21 protein-coding genes are annotated in these 22466 nt (G+C 54.2%); 10 read left to right on the top strand and 11 right to left on the bottom strand.

Annotated features, from left to right (window positions below):
• Positions 1-346: 346 nt before the first annotated feature.
• The 8 genes from ABLN87_RS18635 to ABLN87_RS18600 all read right to left on the bottom strand — a co-directional run bounded on the left by ABLN87_RS18635 (position 347) and on the right by ABLN87_RS18600 (position 8227).
• A complete protein-coding gene (locus ABLN87_RS18635) occupies positions 347-1537 on the bottom strand; it encodes an ATP-binding protein (RefSeq protein ID WP_353013193.1) in 1191 nt (396 codons plus the stop codon).
• 163 nt (positions 1538-1700) lie between these two features.
• Positions 1701-2756: a helix-turn-helix domain-containing protein gene (locus ABLN87_RS18630; RefSeq protein WP_353013191.1), complete on the bottom strand. Its 1056-nt coding sequence runs from the start codon at positions 2754-2756 to the stop codon at positions 1701-1703.
• A gap of 177 nt (positions 2757-2933) precedes the next feature.
• Complete coding sequence (gene repB / locus ABLN87_RS18625) at positions 2934-3902, bottom strand: plasmid partitioning protein RepB (RefSeq protein ID WP_353013189.1); 969 nt, start codon at positions 3900-3902, stop codon at positions 2934-2936.
• On the bottom strand, positions 3902-5086 hold the full coding sequence (gene repA / locus ABLN87_RS18620) for a plasmid partitioning protein RepA (protein ID WP_353013187.1): 1185 nt from the start codon (positions 5084-5086) through the stop codon (positions 3902-3904). The genes repB and repA overlap by 1 nt, the downstream gene beginning before the upstream one ends.
• A gap of 362 nt (positions 5087-5448) precedes the next feature.
• Positions 5449-6504: a tyrosine-type recombinase/integrase gene (locus ABLN87_RS18615; RefSeq protein WP_353013185.1), complete on the bottom strand. Its 1056-nt coding sequence runs from the start codon at positions 6502-6504 to the stop codon at positions 5449-5451.
• Positions 6505-6784: 280 nt separating this feature from the next.
• A complete protein-coding gene (locus ABLN87_RS18610) occupies positions 6785-7072 on the bottom strand; it encodes a DUF1330 domain-containing protein (RefSeq protein WP_353013183.1) in 288 nt (95 codons plus the stop codon).
• Between the two features lie 58 nt (positions 7073-7130).
• Positions 7131-7907: an NmrA family NAD(P)-binding protein gene (locus tag ABLN87_RS18605; RefSeq protein ID WP_353013181.1), complete on the bottom strand. Its 777-nt coding sequence runs from the start codon at positions 7905-7907 to the stop codon at positions 7131-7133.
• Entirely contained in the window at positions 7817-8227 is a 411-nt protein-coding gene (locus tag ABLN87_RS18600) for an NAD(P)H-binding protein (RefSeq protein WP_353013180.1), read from the bottom strand. Before ABLN87_RS18600 ends, ABLN87_RS18605 begins: the two co-directional genes overlap by 91 nt.
• An 81-nt stretch (positions 8228-8308) precedes the next feature.
• Here ABLN87_RS18600 and ABLN87_RS18595 point away from each other — a divergent pair, with 81 nt between their 5' ends.
• Complete coding sequence (locus ABLN87_RS18595) at positions 8309-8974, top strand: helix-turn-helix domain-containing protein (protein WP_353013178.1); 666 nt, start codon at positions 8309-8311, stop codon at positions 8972-8974.
• 286 nt (positions 8975-9260) lie between these two features.
• Here the strand turns inward: ABLN87_RS18595 and ABLN87_RS18590 are convergent, their stop codons facing one another.
• The 3 genes from ABLN87_RS18590 to ABLN87_RS18580 are packed head-to-tail and all read right to left on the bottom strand — an operon-like array spanning position 9261 to position 12668.
• Positions 9261-10409 (bottom strand): fumarylacetoacetate hydrolase family protein, encoded by a 1149-nt coding sequence (locus ABLN87_RS18590; protein WP_353013177.1) that lies wholly within the window; start codon positions 10407-10409, stop codon positions 9261-9263.
• Positions 10410-10419: 10 nt separating this feature from the next.
• A complete protein-coding gene (locus ABLN87_RS18585; protein WP_353013175.1) occupies positions 10420-11292 on the bottom strand; it encodes an SMP-30/gluconolactonase/LRE family protein in 873 nt (290 codons plus the stop codon).
• Positions 11289-12668: an FAD-binding oxidoreductase gene (locus tag ABLN87_RS18580; protein WP_353013173.1), complete on the bottom strand. Its 1380-nt coding sequence runs from the start codon at positions 12666-12668 to the stop codon at positions 11289-11291. The genes ABLN87_RS18585 and ABLN87_RS18580 overlap by 4 nt, the downstream gene beginning before the upstream one ends.
• A gap of 200 nt (positions 12669-12868) precedes the next feature.
• Here ABLN87_RS18580 and ABLN87_RS18575 point away from each other — a divergent pair, with 200 nt between their 5' ends.
• From ABLN87_RS18575 to ABLN87_RS18535, 9 genes are all read left to right on the top strand, one after another.
• A complete protein-coding gene (locus ABLN87_RS18575) occupies positions 12869-13903 on the top strand; it encodes a zinc-dependent alcohol dehydrogenase (protein ID WP_353013171.1) in 1035 nt (344 codons plus the stop codon).
• The gene (locus ABLN87_RS18570; RefSeq protein ID WP_353013169.1) at positions 13903-15411 is read left to right on the top strand and encodes a sugar ABC transporter ATP-binding protein; all 1509 of its coding nucleotides are present in this window, start codon (positions 13903-13905) and stop codon (positions 15409-15411) included. The genes ABLN87_RS18575 and ABLN87_RS18570 overlap by 1 nt, the downstream gene beginning before the upstream one ends.
• Positions 15395-16378: an ABC transporter permease gene (locus ABLN87_RS18565; protein WP_353013167.1), complete on the top strand. Its 984-nt coding sequence runs from the start codon at positions 15395-15397 to the stop codon at positions 16376-16378. Before ABLN87_RS18570 ends, ABLN87_RS18565 begins: the two co-directional genes overlap by 17 nt.
• Positions 16379-16451: 73 nt before the next feature.
• Positions 16452-17453 (top strand): substrate-binding domain-containing protein, encoded by a 1002-nt coding sequence (locus ABLN87_RS18560; protein ID WP_353013165.1) that lies wholly within the window; start codon positions 16452-16454, stop codon positions 17451-17453.
• A 172-nt stretch (positions 17454-17625) separates the two neighbouring features.
• Entirely contained in the window at positions 17626-18342 is a 717-nt protein-coding gene (locus ABLN87_RS18555) for a FadR/GntR family transcriptional regulator (protein ID WP_353013163.1), read from the top strand.
• Between the two features lie 14 nt (positions 18343-18356).
• Complete coding sequence (locus ABLN87_RS18550) at positions 18357-19181, top strand: SDR family oxidoreductase (protein WP_353013161.1); 825 nt, start codon at positions 18357-18359, stop codon at positions 19179-19181.
• 201 nt (positions 19182-19382) lie between these two features.
• The gene (locus tag ABLN87_RS18545; RefSeq protein WP_353013160.1) at positions 19383-20636 is read left to right on the top strand and encodes an ABC transporter substrate-binding protein; all 1254 of its coding nucleotides are present in this window, start codon (positions 19383-19385) and stop codon (positions 20634-20636) included.
• A gap of 66 nt (positions 20637-20702) precedes the next feature.
• Complete coding sequence (locus ABLN87_RS18540) at positions 20703-21638, top strand: carbohydrate ABC transporter permease (RefSeq protein WP_353013158.1); 936 nt, start codon at positions 20703-20705, stop codon at positions 21636-21638.
• The gene (locus ABLN87_RS18535) at positions 21635-22462 is read left to right on the top strand and encodes a carbohydrate ABC transporter permease (protein WP_353013156.1); all 828 of its coding nucleotides are present in this window, start codon (positions 21635-21637) and stop codon (positions 22460-22462) included. The genes ABLN87_RS18540 and ABLN87_RS18535 overlap by 4 nt, the downstream gene beginning before the upstream one ends.
• Positions 22463-22466: the final 4 nt, after the last annotated feature.

Genomic DNA, 22466 nt, shown 5'->3' with positions numbered 1-22466 from the left:
CAGATGGCCACGCTTTCCTCTTTCTTCCCGCGGTCGCATGGCAAGCCGCGGGTGAGCTTCCCCAACTGAACCGGTCCACCGTTATGTTCAGGAAACGGAGGACAGAGAATGGCGAACCATGGTGAGCCTGATCTGACTGGTTCGGTTTGATTGTTAGTGCATGTTTGGCCTTTGGTCTATTGGGACGATTGTTTCCGGTGCCGGTGGTCGGTGTCTGACGTCAGCACCAATGGGACAGTTTAAGTCGATTTGATAAGAGAGGGTTTCTGGCTCATTGGTGCTGACGTCAGACAAGCTGCATCAATGCTCTGTCAGAGGTGGTCTACTACGTTCATTTTTAGACACGCTATCGTAGGCCCTGCCCCTCTCGCGTCTGTGCAGACGTCAGCCGTTCCATAGCGTTTATGAGGGGCATTGCCCTAACCCCCCCCTGCCCCGGAACCTCCCTGTCGTCTGCATAGACAAGGATACGTTCTGAGACGTCCAGTTCTTCTGCTGCGATGTGAAACCCGCGCGTTACCTTCGCCGATGTCGTCCGCTTGATCTCTATGGCCCAGAGGACGCCGCCGGGAAATTTCAACATCAGATCCACCTCAGCCCCTGCTGAAGAGCGATAGAAGCTTGCTTCTGTTCCGCGTGGTGCAGCTGCAATCAGGTTTTCAATACAGAATCCTTCCCAACTGCCGCCGACAACTGGATGCCCCAGCAGGTCTTCCTGCGTTTCGATCCCAAGAAGCGCATGGGATAGACCAGAATCGCGTATATAAACTTTGGGAGATTTGACCAGACGCTTCCCGGCATTGGAATGCCAGGGCGGTAGGCGACGCACCAGCATCAGGTCAACCAGTAAGTCAAGATAACGCGCAACGCTCTGGCCGGAGACACCCAGGTTTCCAGCGAGTTTTGCCGCGTTGAGTATCCCGCCTTGCTCATGGGCGAGCATTGTCCAGAACCGACGCAATGTCTCCGCTGGAATGCGCAACCCGAAAGCTGGAACATCGCGTTCCAGATAGGTGCGGATGAAATCCTCGCGCCACGCCAGGCTGGTTCGGTCGTTCTTCGCCAGGAAGCTGTCGGGAAACCCACCCCGCAACCAGAGCGCGGAGAGCGAGTCCGCTCCGGTTTCCGACAAGGTGAAAGGCGTCAGCTCGTGGTAACTGACCCGTCCCGCCAGGGATTCTGCGCTTTGGTGCAGAAGCGTGTTCGAGGCCGACCCGAGCAGCAGGAATTGACCAGTCCGATGCCCTTGCCTTCGGCGTCGGTCAATTTGACCACGTAAGGCCTTGAACAGGTCCGGCATAAGTTGAACCTCATCAATCACTACTAGGCGGCCGACCTGTTCATCGAGATAAAGGTCGGGCTCTTCGAGTACCTGGCGATCGGCAGATCTCTCCATATCAAGATAGACAGCATCACGGCTTTCAGCGATATCCTGCGCGAGTGTTGTCTTCCCTACTTGCCGCGGCCCAAGCAGGACTACGCCCGCCTGGTTCTCCAGGGAATCTTCAACTGATTTTCTATCACCGCGCTCGATCATACCTTGCATTTATTCCATACAGTGGAAGATTTACAAGGATAAACTTCGAGGGCTATTTCCTTATCAGCTTGTAGCTCGGTGCAATCAAACATCGTCTGCCTTCCCTGTCCCATCTCGCATTCCGCCGGCGTATAGCCTATTACACACGCCTATTTGAGCCACGTCATGGATCGCTCGGTTTGCCGGCTAACATAGCTGTGGGCGTCATGTCGCCCTTGTCAATCTTGGCTGCCAGTGAAATCAGATATGCCCTGTGAGACCGTATCGTTTCAGTCCTTTGAGTAATGTACCCTAGGATCATGAAGCGTATGGCTGGGCCATGGGTGGTCTTCATAGCATACCAAGTGTCACCAAGATGTAGTTGGTCTGCAATGGTGTCCATAATTCGATCACAATGCGCCTGATCTTTCGCAAAGCGTAGTTCCGAGCACAGCCTGGGAAAACTGCGCTCCATTTGGTCTGGGGAAACTTGAAGCTGAGAAAATTTTTCTTTCTTAACTTTCGGATTCAAAGAGTCATCTTTGTGCCCCTCAAATTCACTGTCACTGTCCCTCAAATTTTCTGTATCTGCCTGTGCAATCTCAGAGATTTCCACAGAGATTTCTGCCAGTAGCTTGTTGAGTACATCCGCATCCGGTTTGCGACGCAGAGCATTGCGTACGGTGGCCATCAAACCCGAGATTTTGGCGTCGTCTGCTAGGAGCTCCCTGAGGCGCGCTAGAGCGGCGGAAACCTTGTCGCGGAGTACAGTGAACTCCAGAACTCGATCAACATGTCTCTGAGCCTCCTGGATCAACTCAGCGTGCCGTTCAGACAAAGGCATCAAGGAGAGCCCGGTCGCGGTGACCACCCTGCCCTGTCGATCCCGGCGCGCCCATCGCTTGCCGTTTGCGCTCATAACGCGACGGACAAGCCCAAGCTCAACCAGCGTCGAGATATGACGCTCAACTGTCTGCACACTAACATGCGTTCGTTTGGCGATCGCCGCGTTGGACGCGAAGCAGATGTGATGATCATCTTGGTCCGCAGCAATCTGATCACTGCCCACAAAGGAAATCATCGCTCTCAGGACATTGAGGGTGGTGGATTTTAGTCCAAGAGGTTCTCTGGCCTCTTCAACGGCGCGAAGAAGAAACCACTTTTTGGGCGTACTACTCCTCTGCCCTGCCGTTGCCGACAAGGTTGCTCCATTAGGAGCCAATGCTGTTAGTGTTTTCATGATTATCTATCGGCAGACAAAAATTACCCATTCGCTCAAGAGCGTTTTTTCTTGTGTGGTGATTTGGGTGCTGCTAGATTCTAGGTGTCTAATCTAAGAATTGCGCTTTGCGCAGCAGCCCTCGAAGCTCCGGTTTCGGGGGTTTTGTTTGTTTGCCTTCCTCCTTTCTGCTCGTCCTCAGTTCTTTTTCTCGGTGTTTACAGCTGTAAACTCAGCGTGTGAGCGCTTGATGATTTCAGCCATGTTCTTGTCCAACCAGCTAGCAAAGCCAGCGTTAGCTCCGGTTCTTTTGACCGAAACAGTTAGTGATCCGTTGGTGGATTTGATTGTAACGCCATCAATTGGGCTTACTTCGGCTGCACCTTCTCTTTGTCGTGCACCACGTTTGACAGCTGCCTTAAGGAGCATTTCCAGCCGATCATCTGAAGACATCGATGGCTCAATAGTTGCAAGCAAGTTGGCTGCTTCATCTTCCGCCAGCTTGCCTGCAACGAAGTGTTCTGCAAGCACGGTCCATTTTGGGCGGCCAGATTTTGGGGCTGCGCCGATCATGTCACCAATCTTTGCAGGAACATGTTGCGTAACTTTTGTCAGGTGAGACAGCCCTGATTTCGAAACGTTCAATACTTGCCGCGCCGTTGCAGTGTTATGTCCGGAAGTCAGGATCGCCTCGGCGAAACGTGCTTTCTCGTAGAAGGAAAGATTGCGCCTCGCAGCATTCTCAAGCCCTTTGGCGAGAAGCGCTGAAGCATCGTCGATATCCTGAACATTGGCGCGGACTTTAATACCGAGTTCACGACAAGCTTTGAGCCTCCTCCTCCCATAAATTGCCTCGTAACGACCGTCGGATTTCGATTTTCTGACAAGAATGGGAACTTGTTGGCCACCGCCTTTTATGCTCGACATCAAGCTTTCAAAACTATCGTCTTCTTCGTCAGTGTTTACAGCTGTAAACTCACCAAGCCTATCGGCTGGCCCCCAATCGTCGATCAGAGCAGGGTCAATTTCCCTGATTGCGGCAAGTGAGCCCTGAAGCGCACCAAGAGCAGGGGCATTGGGTTTTGGGGTTTTATCGATGGCCTTGGGGCTGGAGCGCGCGATGGTGTTTGCGATCCCCGACATCTCCTGTAGCGATTTTCTAGCCATTAGCTGCGTCCCCATGCTAGGTGGATCATTTGCTCTACTTCAGAGCCGATCGCATCCATTGAGTTCTTTGCCCGATCATAAGTTGCGCGTGTCATTTCCGACCGCACGACCTCGTAAATTGATTGTTTGAGCATTGTGGCGTCACTGATTGCAGTGCTTTTGAGGGCCGTAGCTGACATAACGCGATCCTGAAACAGTGCTCGCATGAAGGAAGCCAGTTGTTGAGACGGTACATCTGTCGGCTCGTCACGCGTTATTAGGAATTTGAAGTTGTCGTATTCGAGTGTAGCGCCGGCATCTTCAATGACTGCCATGTAAGCCCCAGCGAGTTCGAGGAATTGAGCCGTCGAAGACACGTCCAGCATTGAAGGTGTCAGTGGCACAAGCAATGAACTGGCGGCGGCCATCCCGGCTATTGTCAAGAATCCGAGTTGAGGTGGGCTATCAATCAGAACAAGGTCAAAATCGCCTTCTACCTGGGCCAAGGCATTCCGTATTCTCGTAAAGAACGGATGGTCCGGGTTGGAGTGAACGGCAGACTCTGTCTCAAATTCGGAAAGAACAAGCCGTGACGGTGCCACAGACAGACCGGGGAAGTATGTCGGAAGCACTACGTCCGCCATATCTACCGGATCTTCATATCGAATAGCATCGTAAATCGTCAGCCCGTCAAACTCTATTTCGGGACTAATGCCACACATGGATGTAAGCGAACCTTGTGGATCCAGATCAACGGCCAGAACACGGTAACCGCGAAGTGCAAAATAATGAGCCAGGTGAATTGTTGTGGTGCTCTTGCTGCTGCCACCTTTGAAGTTCATCAACTGCCAGACTTGGAGCTTTTCTCCTTCAGTGCGTCGAGGAATATAGCGCCCTTTTTTGCGGGAGGTTTTCTCTAACGTTTCGCGTGTTTCCCAAAGCTCTTGGGCAGTGTAGTAACGCCGACCACTTCGTACTTCCTTTGGTTCAGGAATCGTTCCTTCGGCGTGGACCTTGCGCATGAACTGACCAGAGACACCTAAGAGTTCAGCCGCTTCTGGGGCTGCAAAGTTGCGAAGTGTTTTGGTGTTATCAGGGGCAAACGCTGCAAGGAGATGTTCTCGGATAGCCGAGTTTAATCTTTCAGAAATTTCCGTAGCGAGTGTTGATGGTCGCTCTGCCGTAAGTGGTGTCACGGGAATCATGTAGTTGCCTCAAATTAAAAAATGTGGTCATTTTCGCGCCACTTGAGACAAACAGCCGTGATTCACTGCCCTAAGTCAAGAATTTTCGCCTATATTGTGGGCTACGCGGACCAATGAACTACATGCGCTTTGTATCAGAGCAGGGCGGTTTACAGTTGTAAACCCGTTAGAAGAGAATTGTGGACTCAGAAATCAGAGTTAGATCCTCCGCGAATCAAGCAGGCATTTGCGTAAAACTTCTATACAAGCTCCACTTTGAGCGGAGCATTTCTTGCCAAAAGCTTAGGTCATGAATGAGCGAGACGAATTGTGGGACGATATCAGAGAAGGGTCGGGGGTTAGTTGGGCTGATTTCGTTAATCTCACCCCAACAGGTCCGTCGCCGGGTTTTCTGCGATATCCACATCGTCATAATATTTCTGCGCCTGGACCATTGATCGGTGCAGCGAGAGGCGCATGGCGGCCTGGATTGGGGCGCCGTCCAGTGCGGCCTGGGTCAGAAAGCCCGAGCGTAACCCGTGCGGCGAGGCGAAGCCCTCCGGCAACCCTGCCAACTGGAGGCGATGTTTGACGATCTGATAGATAGCGTCCGGCGAAAGCCGACGTTTCAGCACACGATCCGCTTTTGAGACTGGTCTGAACATTGGCCCATTCTTAATCTGCCCAACCTCGATCCAATGGACCAGCGCCTGGGCTGCGCGGCCTTTCAGCACCAGTCGCGGTGTTTCACCTTTGGCTGTGGTCTTGGTCTCCAGTAGTGAAATCCAAACCAGGCTTTTCTCGTCGAACTCCTTCAGCGAGACGTCTTCAAACATCAACCCGGCGATCTCCGAGCGCCGCCGACCACCAGAAGCCCAGCCCAGCATCAGGATAGCCCGGTCGCGGCAATCGCGGCGGGAGCCGCGACAGGTGGCCAGCAATTGTTCGAGGATGTCCCGCGTGATTGGGTGCTGTGATTTTGGGGCAGGGGGGCGAGCGGCGGCCCGGCGCGCTTTGGACCGGGCCTGTTTGACCTGAGGCGCGTCAAAGGGGCTGGCGAGGTTCTTCATCCGGTGAAAGGCCAACCAGGACGCGATGCGCCGGTCCAGAGTCGACGGGGCCGGGCAGGCAAGGGACTTGCGCAAACCTTGCGCGATGAGTGCCTCTGCCGTTTGGCGCGCAATATCCTCCTCGGACACGTCATTCAGATCGCGGACGTGATCGAGAATGAAAGCGAGGGCGGTGGCCTCACTCTCGGGCCAATCCAGCGCCGACCCGAAACGCGCGGCTTTCCACGCCGTGATGTAGAGCAGATCGCGCTCATAAGCCCTTAGCGTGTTGGCCGGCGTGCCGCGGATGTAAAGATCGGTCAGCGCCTCCTGATCCGCTTGCGACAGGGCAGGGGAGGCGGCGGGGAAGTATGGGGCAGGGGGCTTCATGGGGCCTATTCTGAGCCGATTTCCGGGTGAAATCAATCATACCTGATAAGAGAAACTTATCGCGTATGACGGAGATTTAGGAATATGCGAAATGTAGCGATCAAAATGATCATTTTTTGCGCGTAAGGCGGGTAGGGGGCTTGCAAGATGAAAGATTTGAAGCTGTGTCGCATCCGTTGCAAAGCTTTAACCAACCCAAAACTCTGCAACGGAACCCCTTCTGCGCGTCATGCAGTATACGCCAAGGCGTAACTCAATAGGCCCTGGCACAGACTTCAATTCAGGATTGATATACTGTCATTTCTTGCTCCGATGACTCAAGCCGCAAGGGCACAAGCGCCTGATAGGCCGGTGAGTCATGCCAGGCATTCAGATCTTCCACTGTCGGAAAACGTACAACGACAGCAAGTTGATGCTTGATCGTCTCTCCGGCCAGGGCCCGGGGGTCACGTCCACTTGCCAAAAGCTCGGCACCGTACTGTGACGCAAGATCTTTGGACTTTTGCAGATATTCCTGAAACTTAGCGGGATCCTTGATTGTAACGCGAGAGATGAACAAGGCGCTCATGATGTCCTCCTTGGATAGAGTGTTGGGGTGTAAGAAAAACAAATCCTACGGTGCAAGTTCATGCTGCGTGATTGATGGTCCGGCGGGGCTTGTGTGAAGCAAGCCACCCATCAGCCTCTTGACTAAATTTGGGTTGTGCGAGTTGGACATAGTCCCTGTCTGCCTCTACCCGGCGCAGGTCCAATGCTGGGGTCAGCAGAATCTTTGTGAACTCCATCATCGCGCGCAATCGGCGAGGCAGATTTGTGCGCAGGTCCGGGCGTTCTGCAACTGTGCGCCGGACGATGCTTTCGAACGCCTCCGGGTCGCGGCCACCCACGTTTTGGACATCATTTGTCGGTGCATTCACCGCAAAACTCCCGCGGCGGTATTCGTCTGCGTAGATTGCCAGCTGAGATACGGCCGCTTCAGAATAGTTCGAAGGCGGTACAGCGCGCAGCGCCTTTGACATCATCCTCTCGGAAATTTCCATGTAACGCACCCTCCGACCCAGCGCACGTGCCATGGCATCTGCGATCTGGTTCGGAGAAATCAGGTCCGGCCCGGTCGGGCGGTAGGATTTACCGGCATGGGCATCAGGATCGGTCAATGCCGCTACAGCGACGCTGGCGATGTCCTCATTCGATGGCGGTGCGTTTTTTTTCTCATCGCCTGACCCCAATGGCATCGTGAACAGCCCCAAATGGGCCGCCATATCAAGGACCATAAGGTAATTGTCTGCAAACCAACCTGGGATCACCGAGGTCACGGTGAAACTTGGAGACATCTGGTTAAGCAGGTCCGAGATATAGACTTCGCGGGTGAAGAAAGACGGGTGGTCCGCAGCGGCAGCCATTGCCCAAGCGACACCACATGCTCCAATCCCGCCTCATGCGCTGTTGCAGAAAAAATTGCGTTGAAATGCAGCCCGTTCGGCGCGGTCGGGGCACATTGATAGGCCCGTTGAACGCCTTTCATGCCGCGGCGCATATCACTGAGGGCATACTGATTGCCTAGAAAAATCTCGGCCCCAGCGTTTTTCAACTTTTCTGACCGCGCATCGATCCTGTGGACAAATGCCCTGACGGGAAAGCCTTTTTCGAGCAGTTGCGTCGTGACGTGCAATCCAGTTTTTCCAGCAGCGCTGGTCACCAGGGTTTTTGGTAAGGTTGACATTGGCGGGGTCTCCATCGAAGTCTGCTGTAAGAAATAAAGTGACAGCTTTATTTTATAAAGTAACGTTTTCGTGAGGCTCCGATGGCGAAATCCCGATCCTACAAGCTGCTCTGTCCGATTGCGCGGGCATTGGACCGGATCGGTGACCGTTGGACGCTGTTGATCCTGCGCGATCTACATGCGGGTCCGGCACGTTATTCCGACCTTCAAAAGGGGCTGACAGGGATCGCGGCCAATCTGCTGGCAGAGCGTCTCGCGAAACTTGTCGAGGATGGTCTGGTCAGAAAATCCGAAACCGGCCATGGGACATCGGTCTATGAACTGACCGAGCTTGGGCAACGCACTTCGGATATCATATACGAGTTGGCAATATTTGGCGCGCGATTCCAGCCGGAAGGCCCTGTTATCGCCCCCGGCAATCTTCGAACCGTTGCAACAACAATGGGAGCTGCCGCAAACCGTGTTGCAACGCCGGAAATGACCTTCGAGGCCGCTGTCATGGTGGACGGAGAGCATATGCGCCTGACGGTCAATAACGGCCACGCGACGATGCGCTATACGGAGAGTGAGAGTCCCGATCTGGTTTTCTCAACCAGCTATTCAGACCTACTGGCCGTAACCGAAGGGGAACTGGATTTCGATACCTTCGCTACCAGACACAGCAAGCTGGATGTAATCTCACTCGGTAAGGAGACGGAGTTCATTGCGTTAATGTCGCGCATAACGGCCTTGTTGCAGAAGGAATAACCTAGCGGGTGGTGGATCAGTTCAGTTGGAAAGGCTCAACGTTTCCTGAAAGAAGTGGTAGCCTCTCAATGATACCATTCTGACACTCGCTCAGAAACTATTCGGCGGGTCTAAAAGTGATTTTCCACTTGCCAGTCAGTCTTGCACCATAGTTTGCGACACGTTCCATTACGTCAGAGTTTATGCGCAGTCCTTACACCGATCAGTGGCAGGTATCCTTTGGTCGATTAGCCTCGGCTACTGGGCTCAGTTGCGTTGCGCTGCGGAATCTCTCTGCTCTCAATTCTTAAATCAATCGACGCTGCGCGAGGTTACGCATCAGATGGCTCACCCCGAAGGTCCATTCTGCGCATTCGGTAGAAAGCCGCACAGTGTTCGATAGTTTGCCTAGTCCTTCGCAGGAGACGCTGACAATGTCGCCAAGCTTGTGCGTGAAACCTTCTCCGGGCAGGTCTCGGTCATCCGTTGGCGCAAACAACGTGCCGAGATACAGCATAATACCATCCGGGTATTGATGGTGTCGCCCGAGCGTTTGTCGCACCAGATCCTCAGGATCGCGGCTAATTTCCTTCATCGAGCTGTGGCCGGAAAGTACATAGCCGTCCTCGCCTTCAACCCGCAGGTCGAGTTCGGCGTTACGCACATCGTCCAGCGTGAACACGTCATCAAACAATCGGATCATTGGTCCGATAGCCGCCGACGCATTGTTGTCTTTGGCTTTGGAGAGAAGCAGCGCGGACCGGCCTTCCACGTCGCGCAAGTTGACATCGTTGCCAAGGGAGGCTCCGACAATCCGGCCAGAAGATGAGACAGCTAACACGACCTCTGGTTCAGGATTATTCCAGCTGGAAATGGGATGCAGGCCAACCTCGGCATTGGCACCAACTGCAGACAAGACCTGCGCCTTTGAAAATACTTCAGCGTCAGGGCCAATACCCACCTCGAGGTATTGGGACCACAAACCCTCGGCAATCAACGCCTCTTTGACCTTCGCAGCTTCGTCGCTACCAGCCTGAATATTGCGCAAACTCGAGCCAATGACTTCACCGACACGCGCACGGATTTCTTCGGCCAGGTGCGGATTCCCCGCTGCACGTTCTTCAATGACACGTTCGACCATTGAACTGGCAAATGTTACGCCACAGGCTTTGATCGACTGCAGATCACAAGGTGCAAGGAAATGGACGAGATCGGTCGCAATCGGATTGGCTGCAATTTCCTCCAGTGTACCAATGTTATGACCTTCGGCGGACCGCACATATTCGGGTGGGTCAATCATCTCGCAAATGTCCCGCACCAAGGGGGCCACTTTGGACGTGATGTCATAGATCCGGCCACTGCGCAGGGTCACTACGGCAGGGCCTTCAACCTCGGGCAACCAGACACGTCCCAGCCATGTGCCTTGCTGTTCGGTCTCTGTCAGAAAGGTCGTCATTCGTATTTCCTCACTTCGAAGTTCTGTAGGTGCCGTGCTCCAACCCGCTGACGGGCAGATCGCAATAAAAGAGGCCGCCGGCGGAGGGGGTTGCTGCCAACTCATCTTCGGTCATGGCCAGCCGAGCGGTTGTAATGAACAACCGATCCATTTGCTGCCCGCCAAGGCAACAACAGGTCACATTGGGGACGGGGAGGGCAACGCGGCTATCCTCGGTCCCGTTGGGCAGGAAACGTTGAGCGCATCCGCCTCCGAAACGGGTGTTCCAGAGCGCCCCTGCAGCATCAACGGTTGATCCATCCGGCTTTCCGATCTGGCTGTCCACGAACAAACGCTTATTGCTGAGCTGTCCTGTGTCAGGATTGTAGTCAAAAGCGAAGATTGGGGTAGAGGCCGTATCTGCGAAGTACATAGTCCTTCCATCAGGTGAAAAGACGATAGAGTTGGCGCAGCCGACGCGTTCGATCACTGTCGCAATGCCATCCGGTGAAACACTCCATACTGGAGTCGTCGGCTTCATGTCGTCTTCATCAATCCCACCGACCAGAAAGCGACCCTGCCGATCCAGCCCACCATCGTTCATACGCGACGTGGAGCTTTCTGGCTGATAGGCTTTAATCAACTCGCGTTCAGTGGTGTCCAAATCCAGCCAATATAGACCATCGGTAAATGCAGCTAGAACGCGCTGATCTGTAAAAGCAAAGGCGCACAGTCCTGTAGGAAGTGCGCGCTTTTTGAGATCTTTGCCGTTCTCGTCGCAGGACCAAAGAGCGTCGCCAAAGATATCCGTCCAATAAACGCGGGCGGTTCGGGTGTTCCATTGGATGCCTTCGCCAAGGATGCATTTGGTGTCCGCCAACAGCGATGCGGAATAAGTCTTCACGATTGTTCTCCTATGGCTGGTGCGGGGAACAAGCATCCCGGATTAAGGGTCATATTTGGGTCCAGCAAATGTTTTACACCGGCCGTGATGTTTTGATCAGCTTCGGACTGGCGCATTTGATGATCGGCAAGACGACTGCGCCCAATGCCGTGTTCGGCGCTGATACTGCCGCCGAGAGCATCAACGATCGGATAGATCAGTCTCAGAAGGCGAGAGATCTCGGGTTTTACTTCGCCCTCAGGGGTGCCCGCGGGGGGCAGGGCGTTGAAGTGAATGTTGCCGTCCCCAACATGCCCGTAACTAACGGTCAACCAACCTGGCGCGGCTTCAGCAAGGCAAGACTGGGCCTCCACAATGAATGTCGGAACTACTGATACTGGCACGGAAATATCGGTCCGCAAGTGCCGACCTTGGGCGGCCTGTGCCTCGACCATTGCCTCGCGGATAGACCAGAATGCTTGTGCTTGGGTCAAGCTTTCTGCCAGCGCACCATCCGCAATCAGGTTTTTGTTCATCGCGGTTTCAAAAAAGCTTTCGATGAGTTCTCGCAAGTTCAAAGGCCCCGAGCAGGCCATCTCCATGATGACATAGTTTTCGTGGCAACCATCAAGTGGGTCTCGCAACCCGTGCTGATGCTCCAACGCCATTTCCAAACACGCGCGCGGGATAAGCTCAAAAGCAGTCATCAAGTCAGCACAATGGGTGCGCGCGAGGCTATAGAGCTGAACCACATCCTCAACGCTTTCCAACGCCAAGACTGCAGTTTCGCTGTTGGTTATGCGAGGCAGTAGCTTCAACGTCGCGGCCGTAATGATCCCAAGTGCGCCTTCGGTTCCAATAAAAAGCTGCTTTTTGTCGAATCCACGATTGTCTTTTCTGAGTTGGTTGAGGGTGCTTAAGATCGTTCCATCGGCCAAAACGACCTCTAACCCCAGGACGAGATCGCGCATCATTCCATAGCGAAGTACGTTAAGGCCGCCAGCATTGGTGGCAATTGCACCGCCGATCTGCGCTGACCCCTCTGCGCCAAAAGAGAGTGGGAACAGTCGATCAGCTTCTTGGGCCTGATCCTGAAGTCTTTGGACGATACAGCCGGCTTCGACCTCGACCGAATAATTTGTCGCGTCGAGTTTTCTGATCTTGGACATGCGCTGCAAGTTCAGGATCACTGCCTGTTCGTCATTTTCTGTATGACAGCCGCCTACAAGTCCAGTGTTACCTCCCTGTGGGATCACGTGCAGGCCGTTGGAGGCGCAGTATCTGACGACTTCAGACACATCTTTTGTCGTGGCAGGTAATATAACACAATACGGCTTAGATACGTAATCGCCTGTCCAATCCTTCAAAAAGGATGAGGTGGAGGCCTCTTGCTCCAAGACATACCGCGCACCCACGATCGCCCGTAGCGCATCCGCGTGCGCGAAGTCGGCCAATGCCCTCTCCATTTCGAATCTCTCCTCCCGTCGATAGTTGGACAATAGTGCAAAAAAACTATTTGTCCAACAATCATACAATATGATAATGCTGAAATCAGCACAGATTCGTCCAGTGGCGATTTGGGCAAGGGAGGAAAACCGTGAAGGCCATTCGAATTCATGGTCCGCATGACGTGCGTGTGTCTGATGTGAGCAAACCTGAACCCTCATCAGATGAGGTTTTGGTCCGGATCCGTGCGACAGGAATATGCGGAACGGATGTGGAGATCCGTGATGGAACAATGGCTTATTTTTCCCGTGGCATGGCGAAGTTTCCTGTTACACCGGGCCATGAATGGGTTGGTGACGTGGTCGCCTTAGGTGACCGCGTCACGGGCTTTGAGGCCGGTGATCGGGTTGTTGGCGAGTGCTCTGTCGGCTGTGCGCAATGCGAGCTGTGTCTTTCTGGAAACTATCATCGTTGCCAAAGCCGTACCGAGACTGGAATCTTGAATCGCGATGGAGGTTTTGCCGAATACATCCGCTTTCCGGCGTTGTTTTTGCACAAGATCTCGAAAGACGTGGAAATTAGCGCCGCGGCATTGGTAGAGCCGTCAGCTATAGCCTTTAACGGTGTGAAGGCAGCGAAAGTTTCACCTCAGGACTATCTGGCAATTCATGGGGACGGGCCGATTGGGTTGCTTGTTCTGATGATCGCTAAAGTGTTTGGTGCAAAACGTATTGCGGTGGTGGGAGCTGATCCGGAACGTATGAGATTGGCATACGAACTGGGTGCCGATCTGGTTGTCGATGCCCGTTCAGAAGATGTGTCAGCGCGTCTGGGGATCAGTGGCTTTCCAGATGTTTCAATCGAAGCGACAGGTGTTCCTGAGGCCGCAGCTACTGCGATCCGCACGACAGCGCCAGGCGGGCGAATCGTGTTGCAGGGCCTTTTCGGAGGGCGCCTACTGAACGATTTCGATCTGGATCAGATTGTAATCAACGATCTCACGCTGAAGGGGGCTCTGGGCAGCCCGAATATATGGCCCGATGTGATTTCCATGATCGAAACAGGGCGAATTGAACCCTTGAGAATTGTCACCAATGCAATCGCGCTGAACGAGTTTGAAGCAGGGCTCGACCTCGTGACGTCGCGCGAAGGCATCAAGGTGGTTGCCTTGCAGGAGGATACGTGATGTTGGCGCTGGAGGGGCAGGGGCTCAGCAAAACCTATAGTGGGGTAACCGTTGTCAGAGACATCGACATTGCGGTTGAGCCTGGGCGCATTCGGGCGGTGATCGGCGAAAATGGTGCGGGTAAGTCGACGTTGATGAAGATGTTGACGGGCATCGTACAGCCTTCGGCCGGGAGCATTCGGTGCAACGGAGAGTCTGTGGCATTTCAGACCCCGGGCGATGCCATGTCAGCCGGCGTTGGGATCGTGCACCAAGAATTGCAGATCGTGCCAACTCTCTCTGTGGCAGACAATTTGATGCTGGTAGCAGGAGATGCCATACCCAAGACTTGGCGCGGATCGCCATCAGAAAGAACGTTTGTAAATGCCCAGTTGAAACGGGTCGGATTGGACGTCAAACCGACGACCTTGGCGGCCAATCTTTCCGCAGCACAAGCGCAATTATTGGAAATTGCCAAAGCGTTGGCGCTCGACAGCAGGGTACTGATTTTTGATGAGCCCACCTCGGCCTTGCCGCCCAACGACGTCGAACGGTTGTTAGCATTGGTCGAAGGCCTGCGGGACGACGGCCATGCCATCCTCTACATCAGTCATCACCTTAATGAGATCAAGCGCATCGCCGACGACATCACTGTTCTGCGAGATGGACAACTTGTCGGGCATTACCCCTGTGCTGATCTGTCAACGGACGACATGATCCACCTGATGGTCGACCGCCCCGTTGCCCTTTACGGCAACATGTTGCCGGATCATGGCGAAGATGAAGTTTTGCGAGTTGAAGGCCTGACAAGCGAGCATGTCGCGAATATTGGTTTTTCGCTGCGCAAGGGTGAGATCATCGGCTTCGCGGGATTGATCGGCTCTGGTATGCACGACGCCGCACAAACGCTTGTCGGCGAGCAAAAATGGCTTCGTGGATCAGTTAGCGTGAATGGAAAGCCTGTGCGTCTCCGCTCTCCGGCGCAGGCCGCAGAAGCTGGTATCGTCATCGTGCCGGAAGAGCGCAAGATCCAGGCAATCCTGCCTGATATGTCGGTGCAAGAGAATTTCCATATTGGGCGGCACGGAGCATTCCGCGACAATGGTCTGCTGTCACCCAAGGCAATGCGCAGTAAAGCGGAAGACCTGGTGAAGATTTTCAAGGTGCGGTTGGCGAGTTTGAATCAGCCCATCAGCACGTTGTCCGGCGGCAATCAGCAAAAAGTCGTTGTTGCGCGCTGCGTACAATCTGACCCCGAAGTTTTGATCTTATCAGAACCGACGCGAGGGGTAGACGTTGGCGCGAAAGACGACATCCATCAGCTTGTGCTGGACCTCGCAAAAGCGGGAACGGCGGTAATCGTGATTTCCTCGGAAATGGACGAAGTCTTGGCGCTGTCCCACAAGGTTGCGGTTTTCAGCGCAGGCGAGATGGTTGGGCTTTTGCCTCGCGAAGACGCAACCCCCCAAAACGTTATGAAGTTGGCGACCCCGAAGACAAAGGATGTCACAGATGACCGCGCAGCCTGATATGCAATTGCAACCACCACAAAACCCGTTGGCGCGGTTCTGGATCTGGTCCAGCCAGTTCCCTGAGAGCCGTTTGATCCTTGCCATTCTCATCGGTGGCGTATTGTTGTCCTTCGCCTCGGATGCGTTCCTGTCTGCCCGAAATATTCGGTCGGTGTCATTGGCATTTAGCTTCTCCGCCATTGCGGCGATGGGACAGCTATTGGTGATCCTTACAGGACGCATCGACTTGTCAACGGGTTCTGTCATGGGACTCTCCGGCATGGTGACAGCCTTGGCGTTGGTTTCTGGCGTGCCCGTTGGTTTGGGCGTGGTCATCGGTATCCTGGTTGGGGCTTCGGTCGGGCTGGTGAACGGGTTGTTTTCAGTCAAATTTGGAATTTCAAGCTTCATCGTGACCCTCGGAACCTTGCAGGTCGCACGCGGGATAACCGTTGGATTGACCGAAGGTGACACGGTGTCTGGCTTTAGCGATGTCTTTCTTTTCTTGGGCTCTGGTCGGGTTCTGGGCGTGCCGCTGCCGGTGTGGATCATGATCATCCTGCTGATCGCTTTTACCGTATTCCTGAAATACACAGCGCGGGGCCGCGAGATCTTTGCGATAGGCGGGAATGAGACAGCCGCTCGGTTGGCGGGTGTAAAAGTCCCTCGGTTGCAAGTGCTGGTGTTTGTTCTGTCTGGTGCCTTGGCCGGTTTGGCTGGAGTGCTTCTTACCGCCCGACTAGGGGCTGCCGTGTCCAATGCTGCAGTCGGCTATGAGCTCATCGTCATCGCGTCAGTTGTGATTGGAGGCGCGTCCTTGTCCGGGGGGGCAGGGACTGTGCTGGGCGTAGTGTTGGGAGCGATGCTGATTGGCATCGTTAACAATGCACTCGTGCTGCTGACGGTACCGACCTATTGGCAGCAGACATTTACAGGGGCTGTGATTGTCGCCGCCGCACTGGTGGACCAGATGCGACGGCGATGATCCCCATCCAAGTTGTTTCAACGCGGTCACCAACGTCAATCAACGGCCGCACTACTACCTGAGGAGGAAGACCATGACGAAACGCAATAGCATGAGCCGGCGACAGTTCATAGGCGCTGTTACAACGGCGACGGTTGCTGGCACGACAATGACGATGTTCTCGCCAAAAAACGCACGCGCGGCTGGAGGACCGATAAAATTGGCCTTTGTACCCAAAGCGCTCAACAACCCGGTGTTCGAAGTGACCCGCTGGGGCGCTGAAGACCGGATCAACGAGCTGGGTGGTGACGTCGAATTCCGTTGGGTTGGTCCAACGACTACAGATGCGGCCGCTCAGGCTCAGATCATCGACGACTTGGTTATTCAGGGGGTGGACGGTATCTGTTTGTCCTGCAACGACCCGGATGCATTAGTTCCAGCCATCAACCGTGCTGTGATGGAAGGCGTAACCGTCATTACTTGGGACGCGGACAGCCCGACCTCTCAACGGGCCACAAACGTTTCCATCAACCAGGAAGCAGCGGGTGCCGAGGCTGGCAGGTTGGTTGCCAAGATGGCACCGAAAGGCAAGCTGGCGATCCTGACGGGCACACCAGGTGCGTTGAACCTGGAGCAGCGCGTGGCAGGTTTCCGCTCCGTCGTCGATCAGCACGCGGATATTGAGGTGATTGCAACCGATCCTTGTAATGACGATGTGCAGCGCGCGGTAGAAATCGTTGAACAGCGCATCAACGCGACACCTGACTTGTCCGCCTACTTCTTTGTCGGCATGTGGCCGTTTTTCGCAGATCTGAAGACCATGCCACAGTTGAAAGCCTTTGTGGATCGCGGTGGTGTTTGCGTTTCTCTGGACGCGTTGGAAGGTGCGTTGAACGCGGTCGATCAGGGTTATGCCAACGCACTTGTTGGTTATAGCTGGTGGGGCTTCGGTCAGGCCGCGGTTGATGTGTTGCTAGCGAAGATTCAGGACGGTGTCGATCCGGCAGACCCGATGTATACAGAACTGTTCATCGTCGACGAAGGCAACATTGGCGATTACATGAAGTTGCAATCCGAAACTGGCGGGCGCTTTTAAATGCGTGTCGCCGTGAAAGCGCACTCCTGTGAGAATGCGGGTTCAATGTGGGTTGCTAATCGCACCCTAACCGCGCGCAATTCTCGCTCGCTGTCACGGCGACGTCCATTGGTTTCGCAACTTCGCGAAACTGGCTACTGTGTCCCTGATGCGCACACAGAAGAGGTAAGCCATGGCCCAGTTTGAAGAAATCGGCCGGCAGGGGTATTTGCCGGATCGGATTGCAAGCCATATCTTGCAACAGGTCGATGCGGGTGACCTAAAGCCCGGAGACGCTCTGCCTACAGAAACGGCATTGGCGGAAGCCTTTGGTGTGAGTCGCAATGTGCTGCGCGAGGCAATCGCTCGGTTACGTTCGGACGGCGTGATTGAAACCAAGCAGGGGCGTGGCGCCGTTGTAAGATCCCCGTCGGAACGCACTACCTTTCGGATTGATGCCGGGAGACTGGATCAAAAAGAGAATCTGGGTGATCTTTTTGAACTGCGCGGGCTTTTGGAGATGGACGCGGCCGGATTGGCGGCTCAACGTCGCAACCAGGATGATCTTGATGAGCTGGCCGATGCTCTGGAGATCATGCGTGGTGCAAAGGATTTCGATGAACAGCGCCTAGAGGCTGACGCGCGGTTCCATCGGTGCCTTGGGCAAGCCACGCGGAACGACTATTTGGCTACGATCATCGACTACCTCTCATCACGCCTCAAAGACACTACACGGGCAACCGGGGCCGTCTACGCAAAATCCGATTTGATGGATGTAACAGTAGGTGAACACCAAGCCATTCTGGAGGCAGTGCGCGCGAAAAACGCCGAGGCGGCAAGGGCGGCAATGGCGACGCATATTCGAGGCGCTGCAGAGCGCCTTGGAGTCACGTTACCAGGTTCAGTTTAAACAAAGGACTTACCATGCCCCCAATTCATCACCCGATCGCTGACAGGTTCAAAGACAAAGTTGCGATTGTTACCGGGGGGGCAAATGGTATTGGCTTGGCCATTGTCGAACAGCTTGTCGCCGAGGGTGCGCATGTTGTGTTCTCTGACCTTAATAATGGCGACGGCACGGCAGTAGCTGATCGATTGGGCGATAATGTGCTCTTTGTACAATGTGACATGGGAGAAGAAGCCGACTGCTCAAGGCTCGTTTCCGAGGCTGTAGAAGCGTTTGGGCGCGTTGATTATCTCGTGAATAACGCCTTCGCCTTTGTCGCTGCAGCAGTGGATGCAACGACATCAGATTGGCATAGGTCGCTGTTTGTTGGCCCCGTGGGGTTCGCGCGTATGACCCAACTGGCTGCGGTTGAAATGGTTAAAACCGGCGGCGGTGCAATTGTGAACATGTCATCGATTTCAGGGCACATCGCGCAAAAGGATCGTTGGACCTATAATATGTCTAAGGGTGCAGTGGACCAATTGACCAAGTGTTCTGCATTAGATTTGGCGGCATCAGGCATCCGCGTGAATTCTGTCAGCCCCGGCTGGATCTGGTCTCGGGAAGTCCTGAACGCGGCAGAAGCCGACGGCGGCGGCCGGGAAAAATATGACCCCATTTGGGGGCGCTTCCACATGTTGCGGCGGTGTGGCGAGACTGTCGAAGTCGCCCGGGCCACGCTGTTTTTGTTGTCAGATGATGCTTCATTCGTGACCGGAACAGATTTGCCAGTCGATGGCGGATATTTGGCCATGGGACCCGAGGGGCTCGGCGATGCGGGCCTTGTCGTAGGATCGGTCTAGAATATTGTAAATTAACAATAATACGGCGATCCCAGTGCGGATTTTCTGTGCTGAACCGTGAGAGATTAGCTGCAAATAGCCATTTATTTTACTTGACGAATTAAATGTCTTTGATATTCTACATCGTACCTAGAGATCGAGTCGGGAGGGCCCGATCCGGGTCGGCTAGTTTGCCGTCTGGGACTATTTCTGGAGGAGGCCATGCGGAGATCGCTGAAGACATTGGCAGCTGCAACATTGATTGTTCCAGCTGTCGCAAGTGCCGAAGAGGTGCGCGTTTTGTCGATTGAAACCAATCGAGAGGGTGAGAAGGAATTCATTGCGGATATTGAGGCGGCCTTTGAGGCGTCACATCCCGGTACAGACGTCATTGTTGAATACATGGATGATGAAAGCTTTAAGGTTAAACTGCCTACCTTACTGCAATCCCCCAACAAGCCAGACCTATTCTTCAGTTTCTCGGGCGGCTTGGTTGCTGAACAGGCCTCTCAAGGTGTTTTGAGGGATATAACCGAGTATGCTGAAAGCACTGGGTGTGCCGCTCAACACTCCGATGGCGGCAAGGCAGCCTACTCGGTTGACGGAAAACTCTATGGCCTGCCGATGTATGCGTCGAATGTTGCGCTGTGGTACAATAAACGTCTCGCGGATGAGGCGGGCATTGACCCGACCCAGATCAAGACCTGGGACGACTTTCTTGATCAGGTAGAAGCCGCGAAATCCGCCGGACAGACCCCCATTATCATTGGTGCAAAAGACAAATGGCCGGCGATGTTCTACCACGCCATGCTGGCAAACCGGATCGTCGGTACAGAAGGTTATGCCAAGGCTGCAGTAGGTGAAGACGGTGGATACGCCGGAGACACATGGGTTGAGACGGGCAAACAACTGGAGCGACTAGGCGCACTGGAGCCGTTCCAGGCTGGGTACCTGGACACAACCTATGACAAGTCGCAAACCCTGTTTGGGGATCAGGCCGGTATCTTCATGCTGATGGGCGAGTGGTTGGTCCCCTCGCAGCGAACGGTTGCGACCGATGGCAAAGGAATGACCAATGAAGAGATTGGAGTGGTGCCGTTCCCGGCCGTGACCGGCGGCAATGGGGATGTGAAAGCGACCTTTGGCGGCATGAATGGTTGGCTGGTGTCCGAAGGTGCCTCGGATACAGCGGTGGACTTTCTTTGCTACTATGTTGGGCCAGAAGCGCAGACCAAGGCGGGTGCCGATGGTTTCTATCTTCCGGTGTCCATCGGTGCGGCAGCGGAAGTTGCAGATACGCATAACAAATGGTCCGCCGACCGCTTGTCTGAAAGTTCCGGTCACACAGTATTTGACCAGTCCCTGGTGCCCTCAATCCATGCTGTTCAATTGGATGTAGCGGTAGACTTGATCTCTGGCGCAACCACACCTGAAGACGGTGCCGCCTTGATGGAAGAAGAGCGTCAGTTCCAGTGAGTTCTGGCGCTAACTTGGTGGCTGGGGAGAAACTCCCCACTCCAGCCACAACTGGATGTGACTCCCATGACCGATATGACCGCTTCTGAATCCACGCTGGCGTCGCCGCCCAAAAAGCGACGTATAACCCGGGATGGGCGCCTGATGACGGCGCTTCTGTTTCTGCCACCCGCGCTGTTGCTGTTTACTCTATTTGTTTTCCTGCCATTGATCGAAGGCGCCTGGTACTCGGGCTACAGATGGTCTGGGTATGGAGATGGGCCGACCGATTGGGTTGGGTCTCGTAACTTTGAGATCATGGCGGGGAACTCGACATTCCTACGTAGTTTCAACAACACGCTGATTTTCGTGGCCGTCGCTGTTTTGGTCCAAATCCCAATTGGGATGGCCATGGCTCTGTTGATCTACCGTAAGACTCGCAGCAACACGTTCTTTCGGCTGGTATTCTTTGTTCCCTTCATTCTTGCCGAGGTGGCCACGGGTTTAATCTGGTCCTTCGTTTTCGACGGGGATTATGGCGTAACCTCGGTGTTTTCGACGTGGTTTGGCTGGGAAAAGGTCTTTCCCTTATCAGACCGCACATGGGCCTTGCCGGTGCTGCTGACAGTGTTTGTCTGGAAATACTTCGGCTTCCATATGATGATTTTTATCGCAGCACTGCAGTCCATCTCTGAAGACATGATTGAAGCAGCGCGGATTGATGGGGCCACGCCGGGCCAGATTGTTTGGCACGTACAAATCCCATTACTGAAACCTGCTATTGCAGTGTCCGTCTTCTTTGCAGTTGTTGGCAGCTTGCAGCTGTTTGACCTGATTATTCCCCTAACACGCGGCGGACCGTCCAACACCACGCATTCGCTGGTCAGTTACCTCTACAACTTTGGTCTTGTACGCCAAAAAGTTGGCTTTGGCTCAGCCGTGGGCGTTGTGCTGTTCGTCGTCAGCTTTGTTTTTGCCGTGACCTATCGGTCGACCGTGATGAAATCGAGGGTTGAAAAATGAGTGACTTTGGCTGGCGCGAAGCAACGCGCATTATCATCCTTCTATTCATGACACTGTTAATCCTTCTGCCATTGTCCGCAGCCGTATTGGCTGGCTTCAAAACGCAGGGTGATTTGGCAACCAATCCCTTCTGGTTCCCGCGTGAATGGTATTCCGAGTTCTACGCACAGATCATCGCTGATCCGACATTCTGGACTTATCTGTGGAACTCGCTGTTCATCTCAATCGTGACGACCGTGATCACGGTGATTGTGGCCTCGATGGCGGCGTTTGTGTTCGCCCATATTAGGTTCTTTGGGTCGGAATACATCTTTGGCTATCTGCTGATGGGGCTGATGTTCCCGTTCGCTGCGGCAATCATCCCGCTGTTTATCAAGGTCCGCGACTTTGGTTTGCTGGATACGCCGTGGGGCGTGATCGTACCGCAGGTGGCCTTTGGTCTGGCGTTTTCCGTCCTGCTGTTCCGAACATTCTTTGACGATATGCCGAAAGAACTGTTCGAAGCCGCCCGTGTCGATGGGTGCGGCTACACTCGGTTCTACCTGATGTTCACACTGCCTTTGTCCATGCCAATCGTGGCGACTGTAGCGACGTTCATCTTCACCGGTAGCTGGAACAACTACCTGCTGCCTTTGATCATGCTGAATTCGCGTGAGGTTTATACTTGGCCGCTTGGCATGTTGCAGTTCCAGGGCGAATTCATCGTGGAGTGGAACAAGGTTCTGGCCTTTGTGACGCTTAGCCTTGCACCCGCTATCGTCTTCTTCCTCGTAGCCCAGAAATACATCGTGGCCGGCCTGACTGGCGGCGCCGTGAAAGGATAGTCCA

Source organism: Ruegeria sp. SCP10, assembly GCF_040329495.1.
GTDB lineage: Bacteria > Pseudomonadota > Alphaproteobacteria > Rhodobacterales > Rhodobacteraceae > Ruegeria.
Note: the sequence above shows the minus strand (reverse complement) of the source record. Positions and strands in the feature narration are given on the sequence as shown.

Bases quoted from the DNA above. Each gene is read 5' to 3' on its own strand.
- ABLN87_RS18635 (WP_353013193.1), bottom strand. From the start codon at position 1,537: ATGATCGAGCGCGGTGATAGAAAATCAGTTGAAGATTCCCTGGAGAAC.
- ABLN87_RS18630 (WP_353013191.1), bottom strand. From the start codon at position 2,756: ATGAAAACACTAACAGCATTGGCTCCTAATGGAGCAACCTTGTCGGCA.
- repB (WP_353013189.1), bottom strand. From the start codon at position 3,902: ATGGCTAGAAAATCGCTACAGGAGATGTCGGGGATCGCAAACACCATC.
- repA (WP_353013187.1), bottom strand. From the start codon at position 5,086: ATGATTCCCGTGACACCACTTACGGCAGAGCGACCATCAACACTCGCT.
- ABLN87_RS18615 (WP_353013185.1), bottom strand. From the start codon at position 6,504: ATGAAGCCCCCTGCCCCATACTTCCCCGCCGCCTCCCCTGCCCTGTCG.
- ABLN87_RS18610 (WP_353013183.1), bottom strand. From the start codon at position 7,072: ATGAGCGCCTTGTTCATCTCTCGCGTTACAATCAAGGATCCCGCTAAG.
- ABLN87_RS18605 (WP_353013181.1), bottom strand. From the start codon at position 7,907: ATGGCTGCCGCTGCGGACCACCCGTCTTTCTTCACCCGCGAAGTCTAT.
- ABLN87_RS18600 (WP_353013180.1), bottom strand. From the start codon at position 8,227: ATGTCAACCTTACCAAAAACCCTGGTGACCAGCGCTGCTGGAAAAACT.
- ABLN87_RS18595 (WP_353013178.1), top strand. From the start codon at position 8,309: ATGGCGAAATCCCGATCCTACAAGCTGCTCTGTCCGATTGCGCGGGCA.
- ABLN87_RS18590 (WP_353013177.1), bottom strand. From the start codon at position 10,409: ATGACGACCTTTCTGACAGAGACCGAACAGCAAGGCACATGGCTGGGA.
- ABLN87_RS18570 (WP_353013169.1), top strand. From the start codon at position 13,903: ATGTTGGCGCTGGAGGGGCAGGGGCTCAGCAAAACCTATAGTGGGGTA.
- ABLN87_RS18565 (WP_353013167.1), top strand. From the start codon at position 15,395: ATGACCGCGCAGCCTGATATGCAATTGCAACCACCACAAAACCCGTTG.
- ABLN87_RS18560 (WP_353013165.1), top strand. From the start codon at position 16,452: ATGACGAAACGCAATAGCATGAGCCGGCGACAGTTCATAGGCGCTGTT.
- ABLN87_RS18555 (WP_353013163.1), top strand. From the start codon at position 17,626: ATGGCCCAGTTTGAAGAAATCGGCCGGCAGGGGTATTTGCCGGATCGG.
- ABLN87_RS18550 (WP_353013161.1), top strand. From the start codon at position 18,357: ATGCCCCCAATTCATCACCCGATCGCTGACAGGTTCAAAGACAAAGTT.
- ABLN87_RS18545 (WP_353013160.1), top strand. From the start codon at position 19,383: ATGCGGAGATCGCTGAAGACATTGGCAGCTGCAACATTGATTGTTCCA.
- ABLN87_RS18540 (WP_353013158.1), top strand. From the start codon at position 20,703: ATGACCGATATGACCGCTTCTGAATCCACGCTGGCGTCGCCGCCCAAA.
- ABLN87_RS18535 (WP_353013156.1), top strand. From the start codon at position 21,635: ATGAGTGACTTTGGCTGGCGCGAAGCAACGCGCATTATCATCCTTCTA.